Origin of the sequence: Rhodococcus qingshengii JCM 15477, from assembly GCF_023221595.1 — a bacterium.
Lineage (GTDB): Bacteria > Actinomycetota > Actinomycetes > Mycobacteriales > Mycobacteriaceae > Rhodococcus_F > Rhodococcus_F qingshengii.
The window spans coordinates 5,416,232-5,432,983 of sequence record NZ_CP096563.1; the positions used below are offsets into that span (position 1 = coordinate 5,416,232).

11 protein-coding genes are annotated in these 16,752 nt (G+C 62.7%); 7 read left to right on the forward strand and 4 right to left on the reverse strand.

Annotated elements, in window-relative coordinates; genetic code table 11:
- Positions 1 to 28 precede the first annotated feature (28 nt).
- The 4 genes from M0639_RS24875 to M0639_RS24890 form a co-directional block, all read right to left on the reverse strand.
- A complete protein-coding gene (locus M0639_RS24875) occupies positions 29 to 1,108 on the reverse strand; it encodes a dipeptidase (RefSeq protein ID WP_007732718.1) in 1,080 nt (359 codons plus the stop codon).
- 92 nt (positions 1,109 to 1,200) lie between these two features.
- Positions 1,201 to 2,595: a serine hydrolase domain-containing protein gene (locus tag M0639_RS24880; protein ID WP_003940270.1), complete on the reverse strand. Its 1,395-nt coding sequence runs from the start codon at positions 2,593 to 2,595 to the stop codon at positions 1,201 to 1,203.
- A 217-nt stretch (positions 2,596 to 2,812) separates the two neighbouring features.
- Entirely contained in the window at positions 2,813 to 3,568 is a 756-nt protein-coding gene (gene hutC, locus M0639_RS24885) for a histidine utilization transcriptional repressor HutC (protein WP_024487384.1), read from the reverse strand.
- A 109-nt stretch (positions 3,569 to 3,677) separates the two neighbouring features.
- A complete protein-coding gene (locus M0639_RS24890; RefSeq protein ID WP_231915033.1) occupies positions 3,678 to 8,324 on the reverse strand; it encodes an NAD-glutamate dehydrogenase in 4,647 nt (1,548 codons plus the stop codon).
- 233 nt (positions 8,325 to 8,557) lie between these two features.
- Here M0639_RS24890 and M0639_RS24895 point away from each other — a divergent pair, with 233 nt between their 5' ends.
- From M0639_RS24895 to M0639_RS24925, 7 genes are all read left to right on the forward strand, one after another.
- Positions 8,558 to 9,727 (forward strand): acyl-CoA dehydrogenase family protein, encoded by a 1,170-nt coding sequence (locus tag M0639_RS24895; RefSeq protein WP_007732726.1) that lies wholly within the window; start codon positions 8,558 to 8,560, stop codon positions 9,725 to 9,727.
- Positions 9,728 to 9,738: 11 nt separating this feature from the next.
- Positions 9,739 to 10,881, forward strand: a complete 1,143-nt coding sequence (locus tag M0639_RS24900) for a CaiB/BaiF CoA transferase family protein (RefSeq protein ID WP_064074275.1) — start codon at positions 9,739 to 9,741, stop codon at positions 10,879 to 10,881.
- 37 nt (positions 10,882 to 10,918) lie between these two features.
- Positions 10,919 to 11,581, forward strand: a complete 663-nt coding sequence (locus M0639_RS24905; RefSeq protein ID WP_003939923.1) for an IclR family transcriptional regulator — start codon at positions 10,919 to 10,921, stop codon at positions 11,579 to 11,581.
- A gap of 91 nt (positions 11,582 to 11,672) precedes the next feature.
- Positions 11,673 to 12,464, forward strand: coding sequence for an IclR family transcriptional regulator (locus M0639_RS24910; protein ID WP_007732728.1), 792 nt, complete (start codon positions 11,673 to 11,675; stop codon positions 12,462 to 12,464).
- 109 nt (positions 12,465 to 12,573) lie between these two features.
- Positions 12,574 to 14,142 (forward strand): histidine ammonia-lyase, encoded by a 1,569-nt coding sequence (gene hutH / locus M0639_RS24915; RefSeq protein WP_064074274.1) that lies wholly within the window; start codon positions 12,574 to 12,576, stop codon positions 14,140 to 14,142.
- A complete protein-coding gene (locus M0639_RS24920; RefSeq protein ID WP_064074273.1) occupies positions 14,139 to 15,212 on the forward strand; it encodes a histidinol-phosphate transaminase in 1,074 nt (357 codons plus the stop codon). The genes hutH and M0639_RS24920 overlap by 4 nt, the downstream gene beginning before the upstream one ends.
- 16 nt (positions 15,213 to 15,228) lie before the next feature.
- A complete protein-coding gene (locus tag M0639_RS24925) occupies positions 15,229 to 16,593 on the forward strand; it encodes an FAD-binding oxidoreductase (RefSeq protein WP_007732738.1) in 1,365 nt (454 codons plus the stop codon).
- The last annotated feature ends 159 nt before the right edge of the window (positions 16,594 to 16,752 follow it).

Below are 16,752 nucleotides of genomic sequence, written 5' to 3' on the forward strand. Positions count from 1 at the left end.
ATCCTCATCTTCTCGGGCGTCGATACGGCTAGGAAAGGCTCGACATCGAGGCCGCGCTGGTCTCGTCGAGCACACGCAACACGTTGTTGCCCATCAGCTTTGCCAAGTCCTCCGCGGACCAACCGCGTTCCGCCAGACGGTCTATCAACACCGCGAAACCGGATACGTCCTGCATACCGTCCGGAAAGTCGTCGAACCCATCGTAGTCACTGCCCAAACCGATGTGGTCGATGCCCGCGACGTCTCGGGCATGCTCGACGTGGTCGGCGAGATGGTCCACTGTCATCGCCGGTCGTGGGCCGACTCGCCCGCCTTTGAACCACTCGTTGTACTCGGCAGAAAGGAACATGGGTACAAAGGCGATCATGATGACCCCGCCGTTGTCCGCGAGCAGTCGCATGACGTCGTCGGGAACATTACGGGGGTGACCGCATAGCTGAGAGCACGACGAATGGCTGAAAATCACCGGCGCCGACGACGTCTCGATGGCATCTCTCATCGTTTCCACCGAGACGTGCGACAGGTCGACGAGTACGCCGAGCCGATTCATTTCGCGCACGATCTCGCGACCGAAGTCGGTCAGCCCGCCGTGTACTCGAGTGTCCGTCGCGGAGTCCGCCCACCCGGTGTTGTCGTTGTGCGTCAGCGTCATGTACCGAAGACCAAGGCGCGCCATCATTCTCAGGACACCGAGCGAGCTGCCGATGCTGTGACCGCCCTCCGCGCCCAACAAGGACGCGACCTTGCCCTCGCTCCAGATGCGACGCACGTCGTCACCTGTACGCGCGAATTCGAAAGTATCCGGATATCGCTCGATCATCCGGTACACGTAGTCGATCTGTTCGAGTGTGTACTGAACCGCCTCTGGCTCCGTCCGGTCACACGGGGTGTAAACCGACCAGAACTGCGCACCGACGCCGCCGCGACCGAGTTTGTCGATGTCGGTTTGGAAGATGGAATCCTTCTCGAGATTCTCCACCGAGTATGCGGCAGTTTCGCGAGCCGTCCAGGCCAGATCGTTGTGACCGTCGATGACCGGCGCAAGGCCGTAAGCATCGAGTGCCGCGGGGTGATTCACGTCCGGAAAAGGAGCGAGAGGTTTCATCATGAGTTTTCCTCGAAAAGTAGTGCGGGCAGGTCGAGGGCCCTCATCGCCTTCGACCTGCCCGAGATTTCATTCAGCGGAGAGAATCGCCGCGACTAGTCGGAAATCTTCTTGAAAAGCCTTGTCATGTACAGATATTGCTCGCCATCGATCGTGAGATGAGCCATCTCACCCGAAGCGCTCTCGTTACTGATCAAGAACCGGGAGGCGGACAGAGGTACGACCTTGGTGGGCGGAGCCGGCGGCTCGCCGTCGATCTCGACCTTGGCGAAGTTCTGCACCTGGAATCCGCCGTCCTCGCCGCGCGTGAGTTCGATTCGCACGGTTGTCGATTCATAGGTTCCGAGAATGTGCGACAGGTCGATGTCTTCCGCATTCGGCTCGGACTTCGGTTCCGGCAGAACGAGATCGAGCTCCTGGGCGATCTCCTTCTCGATGTCGTGGGCCAGGGCGCCGCCGCCACGCGAGTTGGTCACCACGGCCATGGCGAGACCGAGCTCGGGGAAGGTGTGAAAACGAGTGATCTGGCCGATTGTCGCACCACCGTGCTGCGCGGACGTCACGCCGCCCCAGTCGGACAGGATCCAGCCGAGACCCCAGGCCTGATCGACGCTCGAGACCGCGGTCAGGTCGAATTGCGGAGTGCGCATCAGGCGCGCGGATTCTTCGGACAGAATGCGTTCACCCGTCAATGCGAGTCCGTCACGCATGTGTGCAGCACCGAAGGTCAGGAGCGAGCTGACCGATCCGGTGATGATTCCGGCCGGACCGATACCGCGCGGAAGCAGCCACTGCTTGGTCGGAATCACCTTGTCCGGCGACGTCCGATCCGGGTTGGCCACGTGGCCGACGGCCGTGCGGAACAGCGGCGCGTCCTTGGCCTTGGTGATGATGTGCGTCAATCCGAGTGGCTTCCAGAGATATTCGACCAACGCCTCGTCCCACGTCATCTCACGAAGGACCTCGACGATGCGGCCGGCAACGGCAAAACCCGCGTTACTGTAACTCAGATGCCCGCCGGGCTCGGTGACGCTGATCGCGGTCGCGAGTTCGTCGACGTACTTCTCGACGCAGTCGTCACCGTCACCGGTGTCGTTGAACAGGTCTCCGTCGATACCGCTTGTGTGCGTGAGCAACTGGCGGATCGTGATTTCCTTCGTGTTGGAAGGATCCGCGATCGTGAACTCCGGAAGCACCTCGACCACCAGGGTGTCCAGCGTCAGCTTGCCCTCGTCGACGAGCTGCATGATCAGCGTCGTCGTCCAGATCTTGCTCGCGGATCCGTACTGGAACAGGGTGTCTGCGTCGACGTCGACGCGCGTGTTCAGGCTCGTCACTCCGGTGGTGATGACACGGATGTCCGCCGCGCCGTCTTCGCCCAGCGCGATCACACCGACCTGCGCGCCCGGTACCGAATGCTTGGCTGCCAGTTCGTCGAGGCGTTCCTGCCACTTCGGGGCGACAAGTAGGTCCTTGGGCAAGTCGGTCACAGGTCGAACTCCTTCGATCATGGAAGCGAGCGGCGTAGACGGCGTTGCTGGGATCCGCTCAGGTCTCACTCGTCGGGAAGTGAGGTTGCGGAAGCAATAACCGTCCACCCATGATCTCAGTGTGCTCGCAGTCACGTCCTGGTCGATTGCACCGAAGTCGACCCCGAAAATGGTGCAATCGGACGAGCGAGTGTTCAGGATTCGCCATTCGAAACGATCAGCGCTCGAAGGTTCCTTCCAAGCGATTGCGTGAACCCGGATGGATCAAGCGCGCCGCGCTGACCAATCCGTTAGCCGACCACGTGCGGCGGCGAATCAGCAGGCACGGTTCCCCGCGATCGATGCGTAAGAGCTCGCATTCGTCCGGGCTACCCAACACCGCTTCCACGACATGCTCGCCGCGAACCAGAGGCGCAACGTCACTCAAGTAGTTGTTGGGGGTGATCGCGGTGAAGTCCTGGCGCAGATAGTCTGGCGCCTCGTTCGGATTCACGAATCGGTCTTCCACCTGAATCGGAGTTTCGTCCTCGAAGTGCACCATCAGCGAATGGAACACCCGTTTGCCCACCGATTCACGAAGGAACGTCTGCCCGTGGTCGGTTTCTTCCTCACGAACGAAGACGACCTCGGTTCGATGACGGTGGCCGCGGCGCTGAATCTCGTCGGCGATGTTCTTGACTTCGAACAGCGGGGACGCGGTCTTCGTGGCGGCGACAAAAGTACCGACCCCCATCATCCGCACGATCAGACCGTCGCTGGTGAGTTCGCGAAGCGCTCGATTGATCGTCATTCGTGACAACCCCAGCGCACTGACCAGTTGATTCTCCGAAGGCAGCTGATCGCCTTCGGTCCACCGACCCGAGTTGATCTGCGAGACCACGAGGTTCTTGACCCGTTCGTAGGCAGGGGCGGACTCGCCGCCTGCCTCGTTGAACAGCACGGCGAGTTCTGCGTCCACTTCGGCAATCGCCATCGCCACCACCCGTTCGTCGAAAACCACCGAGTCGGTTCTCCCGTTCGGCCTCCGAAGTCTATCCGCCTCGTGCACCTTTCCGATCCATCCGCGAGCGTCCGCGCCGGACCTAACCCACCATGCGCCGCAATTGGCTCGTCGCAACCGAAAGCGCAGCAAGATCGTGTTGCCCGGACGCCTCGATCTCTGCGAGCGCGAGAGTGGACCTCTCGATTCTCGACGCATTCCTTTCTTCCCACCTCGAGAGTTTTTCCGCTGTCGTGTCACCCGCTTCCGCGTCGGCCAAGACGTCGAGGGTCAGGGCCCGCACCGTCGAGTACAACTCGTCCCGCAACGACAACCTCGCCAACGCGTTCCATTTTCCGTCCTTGCTCAATGCCGACACTCGATTGAGCATCGGGACGAGCCCAACATGCTCACCGAGCCGGAAATAGAGTTCGCCGGTCTCCGAGATCGTCCGATCGGCGAGGTCCGCGATCTCCACCACGTCGAGCAGTCCGAACTGATCGAGCAATATCTCCACTCGCCTGACCAGGTTCTCCGGCGCGCCTTTGTCCGTGATGAGGACCGTTCGCGCAGCCAGGTTCCGCTGATCTGCGCCTACCAGCCAGCCATCGAGCTCTGCCGACGCCTCCGCGATGCGATCACCGAATCTGCTGATCTCGGCCCCGACGGCCAGCGGTTGCGGACGACGTGTCAGCATCCACCGTGACGCCCGGTCGAGCAGTCGCCTGGTGAGCAGGATCAACTCGTCGGACACTGCGGTCGAGATCGAGGCTTCGCTGATGTCGTGCCACAACCCCCACAGTCCGAACACCTCGGAGACCACCGTGAAGGCACGTACTGCGTCTTCCGGATCAGCGCCGACTTCTTCACCGAGCCGATACGCATAGGTGATGCCGCCTCGATCGATGACGTTGTTCGTCAGCACTGTCGCGACGATCTCGCGACGAAGTGGGTGCCGGTCGAGGGCGTCACCCCCTGCAACTCGAACGCCCTCCGGAAAATAGTTCGCCAGCACCTGGCGGTAGATCTGGTTGTCGATCGAGCTTCCTTCCAACAAGGTGGATTTCAGATCGAGCTTGACGTGGGCCATCAGTGTGGCGAGTTCCGGCGACGTCAGCCCCGTTCCCGACTTCTCGGCCGCGGCGAACTGCTTCTTGGTCGGAAACCCTTCGATGACGCGGTCGACGATTCCGCGAGATTCGAGGTTCGAAATCACTCTGCCGTGCACACCGATCATCGCCCCCGCATCCGCACGCGTGGTACCCATCAGTTCGTTCTGTGAACGGTTGTCTGCAAGAACGAGTTCGGCGACCTGATCGGTCAACGTTTCGAGCAGTGCGTCGCGATGTGAGTCCGCGACGACGCCTGAGCTGATCAGGGAGTCGAGAAGGATCTTGATGTTCACCTCGTGATCGGAGCAATCGACTCCCGCGGAATTATCGAGGGCGTCTGTATTGATCCGCCCACCGATGCGCGCGTATTCGATTCGTCCGGCCTGGGTGAGGCCGAGATTGCCTCCTTCACCGATCACTCGGGCACGCACTTCGTTGCCGTTCACCCGAACGGCGTCGTTGCTCTTGTCGCCGACTTCGAGGTCGGACTCACCGGAGGCCTTGACGTACGTTCCGATGCCGCCGTTCCACAACAGATCTGCCGGGGACCGCAGAATCGCCCGAACCAGTTGCGGTGGAGTCAGTTCGGTGACGTCGCCCTCGAGGCCCAGGGTTTCTCGCATCTCGTCACTGATCGGAACGCGCTTCGCCGAGCGTTCCCACACTCCGCCGCCCGCGCTGATCAAGGTCGGATCGTAGTCGGCCCACGAGGATCGTGGGAGTGCAAAGAGACGTGATCGCTCGTCGTACGAGCGCTCAGGCGACGGGTCCGGATCGACGAACACGTGCCGATGATCGAACGCCGCGATCAGGCGAATGTGCTTGCTGCACAACATACCGTTGCCGAAGACGTCGCCACTCATGTCTCCGATCCCCACCGCGGTGAAGTCATCGTGCTGGGTATCGAGGCCGAGCTCACGGAAGTGCCGCTTGACACTTTCCCAGGCGCCCTTCGCCGTGATACCCATGGCTTTGTGGTCGTAGCCGACCGACCCGCCGGACGCGAAGGCGTCGCCGAGCCAGAATCCGTACTCCGCGGCAACCTCGTTCGCGATGTCGGAGAACTTCGCAGTTCCCTTGTCCGCGGCGACAACAAGATACGTGTCGTCCCCGTCGTGGCGAACGACCCGCCGCGCCGCGACAACGGCCCCGCTCTGCTTGTCGACGTTGTCGGTCAGATCGAGTAGTCCGCGAATGAAGGATCGGTAGCAATCGATCCCGGCCGCCAACGCAGCTTCTCGGTCTGCGTCTGCGCCCAGCCCTGGAACCGGTGGGCGTTTGACGACAAATCCGCCCTTCGCTCCGACAGGCACGATGACTGCGTTCTTGACTGCCTGCGCCTTCACCAATCCCAGTACCTCGGTGCGAAAGTCCTCTTTCCGATCCGACCAGCGCAAGCCGCCGCGAGCCACCGTACCGAAGCGAAGGTGCACACCTGCTACATCGGGTGAGTACACGAATATCTCGAACTTCGGTCGAGGGAAGGGCAATACGGACAGCTTCTCCGAATCGAACTTCAACGAGAGCGCGCCGAGCGATTCAGTGGGATACACGAAATAGTTGGTACGCAACGTGTTACGGACCAGCTCGGACAACGCGCGCAGGATCCGATCGGCGTCGAGTCCTTGCACTTGTGCCACGGCCGTTTCCACGTCCGCTGCTGCACGTGCACCTCGATCTCCGTCGACGACGTCCGGATCGAAACGGCTCTCGAACAATTCGCACAATCTGCCGGCGATCTCGGGATGATCGGCAAGTACCTCGGCGACGCGACCGGTGCTGTAAGGAAATCCCGCTTGCTGCAAGAACTCCGCGTACGCCCGCAGCACCACTACCTGTTTCCAGCCGAGTCCCGCGATCGCGACCAATTCGTTGAACGAGTCCGGCTCGGCGTCACCGTTTCGAACCGCGGCAAACGTCGCCCCGAATCGCGCGGCAAAGTTGTCGAAGCCTTCGACCGGAGCACTCGGGTAGTAGAGCGTGAACTCGTAGATCCTGGACTGTTCGGTTCCCACCGGTGCGATCTCGTACGGACGTTCGTCGACCACTTCGACGCCCAGGCTCTGCAATACGGGCAGCACCTCGCCCAGAGAGAGCGGATCACCCGATACGTACAGTCCGAGACGGTGAGTACCCGGTCCGTCGACAGATCGGGCCAACCGTGGACTTACTTCTCCGGGCGCGAGGCCCTCGAACACCGCCATGTCCTCGGCGGCTCGGACAGCGTCGAAATCCTGCTTGTATGCCACCGGGACGCGCTCGGCGAACCGAGCACGCCTGCGCCGCTCGTCGTAGTGCGAAGCATCCAGAACGAATCGTTCGTCCCACGTCAGGCACGCGTCGACGACGAGGTCCCGAATCTCCCGTGCTTGTCGCGCCGACGCGAAGTTCGCGCCGCCGCCGACTGTGGCCGTGAAATGTACGACGGCCAAGGGGGATTCCGAGACTCGACTGGAGAACTCGATATTGTGGGCACCGAGTGCGTCGGCGAGTACCGACTCGGCCGTTGTTCTGATCGTCGTACTGAATTTCTCGCGCGGAACGAAGAGCAAAGCCGACAACTCTTGATCTCGCCCTGTCGCCGGGGAACTTCCCACCGGTTGCAAGAACAGATGGATCGATGTGCGGCCGTCCACGGAAGTGAGTTCGTCCAGCGCGTCCGCGATTCGGGCCGGCTCGGCCGCCATGAGCACTGTGACCGGAATCGACTGAATCACTGCCAGCATCGATTGTCCGACAAACGAATCGACGGTGGATCCTGAGGCCTCGAAGATGTCTGCGACGCGTCCTCGCACGAGCGGGGTTCGCCTGACGTCGGCGACGATACCGGTCGCGGTGAAGAACCCGACGAATCGGTACGCACGGTCGCCGACGGACACGTCGATCTCGGTGGCGTATTCGGATCCACCGAACCCTTGCCGGAGGTACACCACTGCAATCGCGAGGGGCGCCGCTTTCGAATCCGAAGAGCCGGTTGGATCGGGGAGCACGCCGATGGCGTACGGCTCGTCACTGTCGACAGTTCGCGCACCACCGATGACACTGAAGTTTCCGGCGCTGCACCACCGGAGAAAGTCAGCTTCTTCGGCGTAGCCGTTCGAGTCCAGTTGCTCGCGCGCCTCGTCGACGAGGTCCCGCAGGGGCACGGAATCGCGGAAGGCACGCGCGATACGGTCGAGGATTCCGGCGACGTCGTCCGCGATCACCTGCGCCTGCGCGTTCGAACAGTGTGCGGGTAGTCCTATGTGGATCCATGATTCGGTGCGCTCCCCGGCCCGGGCGTCTTCGGTGCTGTGCGCCGGTTGCACGGCTGTGCGAAGCACGGGGTGCACCACGAATTCCGGTTCCACGCGGGCACGGGCAAGTGTCGCCAAGACCGCTTCGACGAGCTGCGGCATGTCGTCGCCGACGTATTGAATCGCGGGGCCGTCCCCTAACTCCCCGGCCGGCGCGAGTCGCGAGATCGACGAGTTGTGTCCTCGTCGACGCGAAAGGTCCATGTGCGCGGCGACAATCGCCAGCTTGCGGTCTTCGGCGAGCGCAGCGTATCGATCCGCCGACAAGCCCTCGAAATACGTACTGGACACCCTCCTCACATTCTCGGAGTCCGGTGTCGTGTCGACTGAAACGAGGCTCATGTCAGCACCTTCCGCCGAAAGCCACGCTGCTTCCGACTTGTAGTGGGTTCGATCCGCAATCAACTTGTCTATACAGGCTTAGACAAGTTGATCATTGCAGAACGTGAGCCGCGACACAACAGCTTCACCCCTGGACAAATTCGCCACCCTCGGCCATAGTCAGTCCATGCCAACTAGTGGCAATTAGATTTCATTAGATGAAATTCTTAACCATCCCGCCTCGAAGGAGCCCCGTGACTACCCAGACCGCGCCCGACACCGACAGCGTTGATCTCGCAGAGTTCCGCAGCACTGTCCGAGCCTTCGCCAACGCCGAGATCCACCCAGGAGCAGCCGCACGCGACGAGTCCAAGGAGTTCCCGGCGCAGCTGGTCAAGCGCCTCGGGCAGCAGGACCTCATGGGCATTTCCGTGCCCGAGGAATTCGGCGGGCTGGGTCTGTCGACACGAACCCAACTGGTCGCCATCGAAGAAGTTGCACGCACCGACGCCGCGCTGGCATCGATCTACACCGCCCACTACCTGGGCCTCGAGCCGATTCTCGTCGGCGGCTCCGAAGAGCAGAAGCATCGCTGGTTGCCTCAACTCGCGTCGGGCGAACTACTGGCCGGCTTTGCACTCACAGAACCCGATGCCGGCTCCGACATCGCCTCGATGCGTACCGTCGCCCGACGCGAGGACGACGGCTGGCATCTCTCCGGATCGAAGACGTACATCTCCAACGCCAAGGAAGCCGACCTGGTCGTGCTCTTCGCCAAGACGGACCCGAGCGCAGGATTCCGAGGCATCACCGCCTTCGTCGTCCCCAAGGGAACTCCGGGAATCAGCTACTCGGAGCCGCAGGACAAGATGGGAATTCGTTCGGCCCCGACGTACACCGTCTACCTCGACGACGTCGTTCTGCCGCTCGACTCCGTGATCGGCACCGAAGGTCGCGGCGGCAACATTGCCTTGACCGCCCTGAACCGAGCACGCATCGACGTAGCGGCAATGGCAAACGGCATCGCTTTGCGCGCTTGGGAACTGGGACGCGAGTACGCAACGGAGCGAAAGCAGTTCGGCACGCCGATCTTCGACTTCCAGGCAATCCAGCTACTCCTCGGTGGCTGCGACGCGCAACTTGTCGCATCACGCGTCACCGCAGACTGGGCCGCCGACGTCAAGGACGCCGGTCAGGACATCCGCCGCGCCGCATCGATTTCGAAGTACGTCGCCACCGAAGCCTGCTTCTCGATCGTCGATCAAACCGTACAGATCCACGGTGGCGCAGGTTTCATGCGCGAATCGGAAATCGAACGCCTGTACCGCGATTGCCGCATTCTCCGCATCTTCGAGGGCACCTCGCAGATCCAGTTGCTCACCATTGCCGGCAATGCTCCGTCGCCGCGTTCCACCGAGTTCTGAAAGGCGCGGACATGACTGCACTTCCCCCACTCGACGGCATCCGGGTCATCGACCTCTCACGCGTCCTTGCCGGACCCTACTGCACCGCACTGCTTTCCGACGCCGGTGCGGACGTCGTCAAGATCGAATCCGAACACGGTGAAGACTCTCGGCACCTCGGCCCGTTCCGCGACGGCGAGAGCATCTACTTCAACGTGCTCAATCGTGGCAAGCGTTCGGTGGCACTCAACCTCAAGAACGACGGGGACCGTGAGGCGCTATTAACGCTCATCGAGACCGCCGACGTCGTCGTCGAAAACTTTCGCCCTGGAGTCACCAAGCGCCTGGGAATCGACTACGAGGCTGCGCGGGCTCGCAATCCGCGGATCGTGTACGCGTCCATCTCCGGTTTCGGACAGGACGGGCCCATGTCCGGAGCCGCCGCCTACGACCTTGTAGTCCAGGCTCTTTCGGGCATCATGAGCATCACCGGTTCGGAGGAATCCGGGCCGACACGGTTGGGTGAGTCGTTCGGAGACCTGGTCGCCGGGCTGTTCGCCGCCTGGGGAATCAGTACCGCCCTGCTGAGTGCACGGGCGAGCGGACTCGGGCAGCACCTTGACGTCGCGATGTTCGACAGCATGCTCGCCATGCTGCCGACAGCACACAGCCAACTGCAATCCACCGGGCTCACTCCCCCACGCGTCGGCAACCGTCATCCGGTGTCAACACCGTTCGACACCTACAAGGCCGACGACGGACTCTTCGTCCTCGCGGTTGCGAGCCAGTCGGGTTTCGAGAAGCTGGCGCAGACGATGAATCGCGTCGACCTGATCGCAGATCCTCGATTTGCCGACGACACCGCCCGGACCGAGAACGAACCGGCACTGCGCAAGGAGATCGAAAACTGGGCTGCCGGAAAGACCGTCGCCGACGTGGTCGGTATTCTCGGCGACGCGGGCCTCGCCGGCTCGGAAATCTGGGACGTCCAGCAGGCACTCACCTCCGCGCAGACCGAGTATCGCGGAGTCGTCGAATCGTTCGAGCACCCGGTAGCAGGAAAAATCTCCTACGTACGACAACCCGTCGTGTTCGGTGATAGCCGACGCCCCGATGTCCGCCGCAGTCCCCTGCTGGACGAGCACCACGGTGAGGTACTGCCGGGCTCGCGATAGATTCAGCGCAGACATCCCTCGGCACTTGGAGTAGGACATGGCCCCCGGCGACGTGACCCGCAGCGCGAATCGCACGTTCGAACTTCTCGGTGCGATCGTCGAGCACGGCGGGTTGACGCTCGGCGACGCCGCCAAGGCAACCGATCTGGCAACCAGTACCGCGCTTCGCCTGATCAGAAGCCTCGAACAAACCGAGTTCGTCGTCCGCGGCGAGGACAACGTCTATCGCGTCGGCCCGCGGCTACTACAGATCGGGGCTCGCGCTCTCGGTGACAATCAACTGTTGCCGAGAGCGCGGCCCGCGATGAAGGCCATCGCCGAAACCACCAGAGAGTCGACCTACCTGTCGACGAAGGGACCGAAAGACACTGCGCTGTATCTCGATCAGATCGAGGGCACGCACGCGATCCGCCACATGGGGTGGGTGGGCCAGAGCGTTCCCCTGGACGGCACCGCCGTCGGCGCAGCGTTGAGCGGCAAGGTAGGCGAGAGCGGGTACGCCATTGCGCACGACACCATCGAGGATCACTCGACCGGAGTTGCCGCGCCGATCTACAACGCGGTCGGTCAGATAGCCGGAGCGCTCAGCGTCGTCGGCCCGACATTCCGTCTGACGGACGAGGTCTGCGCCAGCCACGGTCGTGTCTTGGTGGAGCACTGCGCCCGGTTGTCCGCGGAACTCGGCAGCCAGACACCCTGACCACCCCGAGCACTTGGCGATTCAGTCTCGTATCCGAGACAATGTGGTTCCCCGCTCCCACCTCAGCCCTACCCGTAAGGACACACCCCATATGACGACGAGCCGCGTGAAATCTGCTGAGCGCGTGCTCGACGTGCTCGATCTCCTGGCCCGCCGGGGTGTGCCGCTGGCGACGGCAGAAATCTCCAGCGCCCTCGAGCTGCCGAAGAGTACGACGCATCACCTCCTCAATGTCATGCGGGATCGACGGTTCGTCTCGTACTGGGCTGATCAACGCGCCTGGACCCTGGGTGTCTCGGCGTTCGAAGTCGGTGCGTCGTACATGCGGTCCGGCCCACTTCACCGTGAGGGCCAACGATTCATGCTGGCACTCACTCAGTCGACCGACGAGACCTCCCATCTGGCGGTACTTCAGGGTTCTGACGTCATCTACCTCGACAAACGTGAACCTCTGAAGCCCGGCGTTCGGTTGGTGACCGAGATCGGGACCCGCCTTCCGGCGCATCTCACCGCAGTCGGGCGGGCGATTCTGAGCCGTCTGGATGCGGAACAGATCAGCGCGCTCTACGAGGGGTACACCTGGCCGACGCGGACCGGAACGGGTCCGTCGACGCTCGCCGAACTGCGAGAACTGCTCGCCGCAGCACGTGAGAGCGGATATGCGGTCGAAGAGAATGCGACGACATCCGGGATCAACTGCATCGCCAGCCCCGTGATCACACGGGACGGTCGTCCGGTCGCAGCTCTCGGCGTCACCTTCCTCTCCGGCTCCAAATCGGCCGAGGAGAGTGCCCTGATCGCCGACCGAGTGCGCGCCGTCAGCGCCGAGTTCTCCGCCGATCTCGGAGATCGAATGGTGGAGACCCCGACCGCAGACATGTAACAAAATTCTCCGTTTCGCACTCTGTGGGCCTTGTTTTCGTCTCATATTCAAGACTAGAGTCTCGTATACAAGACTTTGTTAGATAGCCACGCATCATCATTGGAGTCCCATGAACGCCACCCCTGCCACCCAGACAGCCACCCGAACCATCGAGGTCGGAATCGGCGCTGTCACCATCGCCGACGTCGTCGACGTCGCGCGCAACGGATACGGCGTTGCATTGACCGCGGAATCACTGGCCGCGATCGCCGAAAGTCGTGCACGCATCGAAGCGCTGGCCGCAGACCCCACACCGGTCTACGGAGTTTCCACCGGATTCGGCGCACTTGCCACCCGGCACATTCCGGCGCATCTGCGGACACAGTTGCAGCGCAGCCTGATCCGCTCACATGCGGCAGGTTCGGGACCGGAAGTCGAACGCGAAGTGATCCGGGCCTTGATGCTTCTGCGTCTTTCGACGCTCGCCACCGGGCGAACCGGAGTGCGCCCTGTAGTCGCACAGGCGTACGCCGACCTACTCACCGCAGGCATCACCCCGGTGGTGCACGAATACGGCAGCCTCGGATGCTCGGGAGATCTGGCACCACTGGCGCATGTGGCGATGGCAATCATCGGTGAAGGTTCCGTCCGCACCGCCGACGGTGAACTCACCGATGCGGCAACGGCATTGGCTGCCCATGGTCTCGAACCGGTGGTTCTGGCCGAGAAGGAAGGCCTCGCCCTGATCAACGGTACCGACGGGATGCTCGGTCAACTGGCCCTTGCGATCACCGATCTCGATCATCTGCTCAAGTTGGCCGACATCGCTGCCGCCATGAGCGTCGAGGGCTTGCTCGGCACCGATCAAGTGTTCGCCGCCGATCTTCAGGCGCTTCGCCCCCACCCCGGACAGGGCGCGGCCGCCTCGAACATGGTGCGCTTGCTTGCCGACTCCCCGATCGTCGCCAGCCACGCGGGCCCTGACTGCACCAGAGTTCAGGACGCGTACTCACTGCGGTGCGCACCGCAGGTCGCCGGCGGCGCACGCGACACCGTCGATCACGCCCGACTGGTTGCCGGGCGCGAATTGGCCAGTGCTGTCGACAATCCCGTCGTCACTCTCGACGGAAGGGTTCGGTCGAACGGTAACTTCCACGGAGCTCCCGTGGCTTACGTCTTGGACTTCCTCGCCATCGTGACCGCGGATGTCGCGGGGATCAGCGAACGCCGAACCGACCGCTTCCTCGACGCAGCACGCAATCACGGTCTGACCCCCTTCCTCGCCGACGACCCCGGTGTCGACAGCGGACTGATGATCGCGCAGTACACACAAGCTGCCATCGTGTCCGAACTCAAGCGACTCGCGAGCCCGGCCAGTGTCGATTCGATTCCCTCCTCGGCCATGCAGGAAGATCACGTCTCCATGGGATGGTCGGGTGCACGCAAGCTCCGCCGGTCCATCGACGGTCTCACCCGAGTTCTCGCGATCGAGATACTGACTGCAGCAAGAGGAATCGATTTGCGCTCCCCACTCGAGCCCTCCCCCGCCACCGGAGCCGTCCTTCGGACCCTGCGCGAGAAGGTGCAGGGGCCGGGTACCGATCGCTTCCTGTCCCCCGAGATCGAGGCCGCGGTGGACTTGGCGGCATCGGGTGCACTTGTTGCGGCCGCGGAGAACGCGATCGGCGCCCTGGCATGAGCGCGCCCGGTGCGCTGAGGCCTCGCCCCCGACCCGAAATCGAAGCGCTCCCTCGATACTCCAAAGCCGCCGGCCTCGAGCAGGTTCGGTGGCGGGCGTCGAGCAACGAGTCGACGGTTGCACCCTCGGCGGCCATTCTCGAGGCCGTCAATCTCGCGGCCTCACACTCACACTTGTATCCGTCGCTGTTCGGCGACACACTGATAGCCCGGTTGAGCGACCGTCTGGGCGTGGGCGACGACCAGGTACTGGTCGGCGCCGGGTCGTTGGCACTGCTCCAGCAGGTATTGACCGCATACACGGGCCCTGGCACCGAAGTCGTCTACCCGTGGCGCAGCTACGAGGCGTACCCGATACTGATCGGAATCGCCGGGGCGAGCGGTGTACCCGTCGCACTCGATTCCGAACATCGGCACGATCTGAGTGCAATGTCGGCAGCCGTGACTCCGCGGACCCGCGCAGTACTCGTCTGCAACCCCAACAATCCGACCGGAAGCGAGTTCTCGACCGCCGAGTTCGTCTCGTTCGCCCGCTCGATCCCGGGTGACGTCCTCATCCTTCTGGACGAGGCTTACCGGGAGTTCGCGACCAGCGATGTCGACGGCGTCGACCTGTTTCGAGCCTTTCCCAACATCGTCGTCTTCCGAACCTTCTCCAAGGCTTACGGATTGGCCGGACTTCGTGCCGGCTATGCCGTCACCAACTCGGCGATCGCAGCGGATCTTCGCAGCGCTGCACCGCCCTTCGGGCTCAGCGCCGTTGCCGAGGCCGCAGCCTGCGCGGCCCTGACCGATCCGGCACACACCGATTCGATAGTCGAAACGGTGACCGCGGGTCGCTCTCACCTATGTGAGCAATTGGCTCTGCGCGGCGTCGAGACGGTCCCGAGCGGTGCCAACTTCGTGTGGATCCCTCTCGGCAAGAGAGCTTCTGCACTCGAAGCGGCCTGCGTCGCGCAGGGTGTCTCGGTCCGGATGTTCCCCGGCGAGGGTGTGCGGGTGACCGTAGGTGAGCGGGCAGCAGAAGACGCCGTGATCGCCGCTGTGGATGCACTCGCACACAACCTTTGACCGACTGGAGAAAAGAATGTCCGTCCACGAACTTGCTCGGTCGATCGGTTCGAGTCGCCTGATCACCGACCCTGCGGTAATGGACTCGTACCGCCGTGACGAGGCCCATCTCGCCGAACCCGGCCATCCGGTAGCCGTCATGCTCGCCGAAACTGCGGCCGACATTTCCGAGGCTCTGAAATGGGCTACTGCTCACCGTGTCCCGGTGGTAACCCGCGGTGCGGGAACCGGTTTGGCGGGCGGCGGGGCAGCCGTCGAGGGCTGCCTGGTCATCTCGACCACTCGTATGCGCTCGATTCTCGAGGTCAATCCGGACGATCAGCTCGCTGTCGTGGAAGCCGGGGTGATCAACGCCGACATCAGTCGAGCAGCAGACGAGTACGGGCTGATGTACGCCCCTGATCCGAGCAGTTTCGAGATCTCCACGATCGGCGGAAACATCGCCACCAACGCCGGTGGACTGCGTTGCGTGAAGTACGGCGTCACCCGCGATTCAGTCCTGGGTCTCGAGGTTGTGCTCGCCGACGGTCGGATCGTGCGGACAGGCCGAAGGACCGTCAAAGGTGTTGCGGGATACGACTTGACCAGTCTTCTCGTCGGTTCGGAGGGAACACTCGGAGTCGTCACGAGTGCCACGCTGAAGTTGCAGCCCAAGCCCAAGAGAGCACCGGTCACCGTCGTCGGCAGTTTCGATTCTCTCCGCTCCGCAGCGGACGCAGTTGCCGCGGTCGTTCGCGACGGGATCGGACCGAGCCTGCTGGAGCTGATCGATCGAGCAACGCTGCGCGCAGTCGACGACTGGAAACGAATCGGATTGGAAGACAACACCGCCGCGATGCTGATCGCACAGGCCGACGGGGTCGATGCCGACGCAGCAGCCGCGGCGATGCAGAAACACTTCGAGAGGGCGGGCGCCGATTTTGTCGCCGTCTCGCAGGACGCGGCAGAAGCCGCACAGCTACTCGAGATTCGCCGACTCGCCTATCCGGCTTCCGAACGACTCGGGCAATGTCTCGTGGAAGACGTCGGGGTCCCGCGGTCGAAACTGCCCGACATGCTCGAGAGTATCGACCGAGCGGCCGCCGAGCACATGGTCAAGATCATGACTGTCGCGCATGCTGGTGACGGCAACGTCCATCCGACCTTCGTCTTCGACCGCGCTGCCGACGGCTCGGTCCCCGAAGCCGTGTGGACCGCCGCGGACGAGGTCTTCCGGCGTGCTCTCGAACTCGGCGGAACTCTGACCGGAGAGCACGGCGTCGGCGTTCTGAAGCGTCGCTGGCTCTCTCTCGAGCTCGGCGAGGACAGCATGCAACTGCACCGATCGATCAAGGCTGCCTTCGACCCGCTCGGAATCCTCAACCCGGGTAAGGGTTTCTGATTTCTCGCGTGGTGTTACACAGCATTTACGCGAAAACGGGTCCCGGGTATTGACGCCTGTATATACAGGCATATACATTTATCCGCAGTGACAGTGACCCAGCGCACAAAGCACAAGGCGCAAAGCACCAAGCACGAAGAAGGTGGGCAATACCCCGAC

Coding starts and splice junctions, on each gene's coding strand:
- hutC (WP_024487384.1), bottom strand. CDS start 3,568: ATGGCGATTGCCGAAGTGGACGCAGAACTCGCCGTGCTGTTCAACGAG.
- M0639_RS24890 (WP_231915033.1), bottom strand. CDS start 8,324: ATGAGCCTCGTTTCAGTCGACACGACACCGGACTCCGAGAATGTGAGG.
- M0639_RS24920 (WP_064074273.1), top strand. CDS start 14,139: ATGAGCGCGCCCGGTGCGCTGAGGCCTCGCCCCCGACCCGAAATCGAA.
- hutH (WP_064074274.1), top strand. CDS start 12,574: ATGAACGCCACCCCTGCCACCCAGACAGCCACCCGAACCATCGAGGTC.
- M0639_RS24925 (WP_007732738.1), top strand. CDS start 15,229: ATGTCCGTCCACGAACTTGCTCGGTCGATCGGTTCGAGTCGCCTGATC.
- M0639_RS24905 (WP_003939923.1), top strand. CDS start 10,919: ATGGCCCCCGGCGACGTGACCCGCAGCGCGAATCGCACGTTCGAACTT.
- M0639_RS24875 (WP_007732718.1), bottom strand. CDS start 1,108: ATGATGAAACCTCTCGCTCCTTTTCCGGACGTGAATCACCCCGCGGCA.
- M0639_RS24900 (WP_064074275.1), top strand. CDS start 9,739: ATGACTGCACTTCCCCCACTCGACGGCATCCGGGTCATCGACCTCTCA.
- M0639_RS24910 (WP_007732728.1), top strand. CDS start 11,673: ATGACGACGAGCCGCGTGAAATCTGCTGAGCGCGTGCTCGACGTGCTC.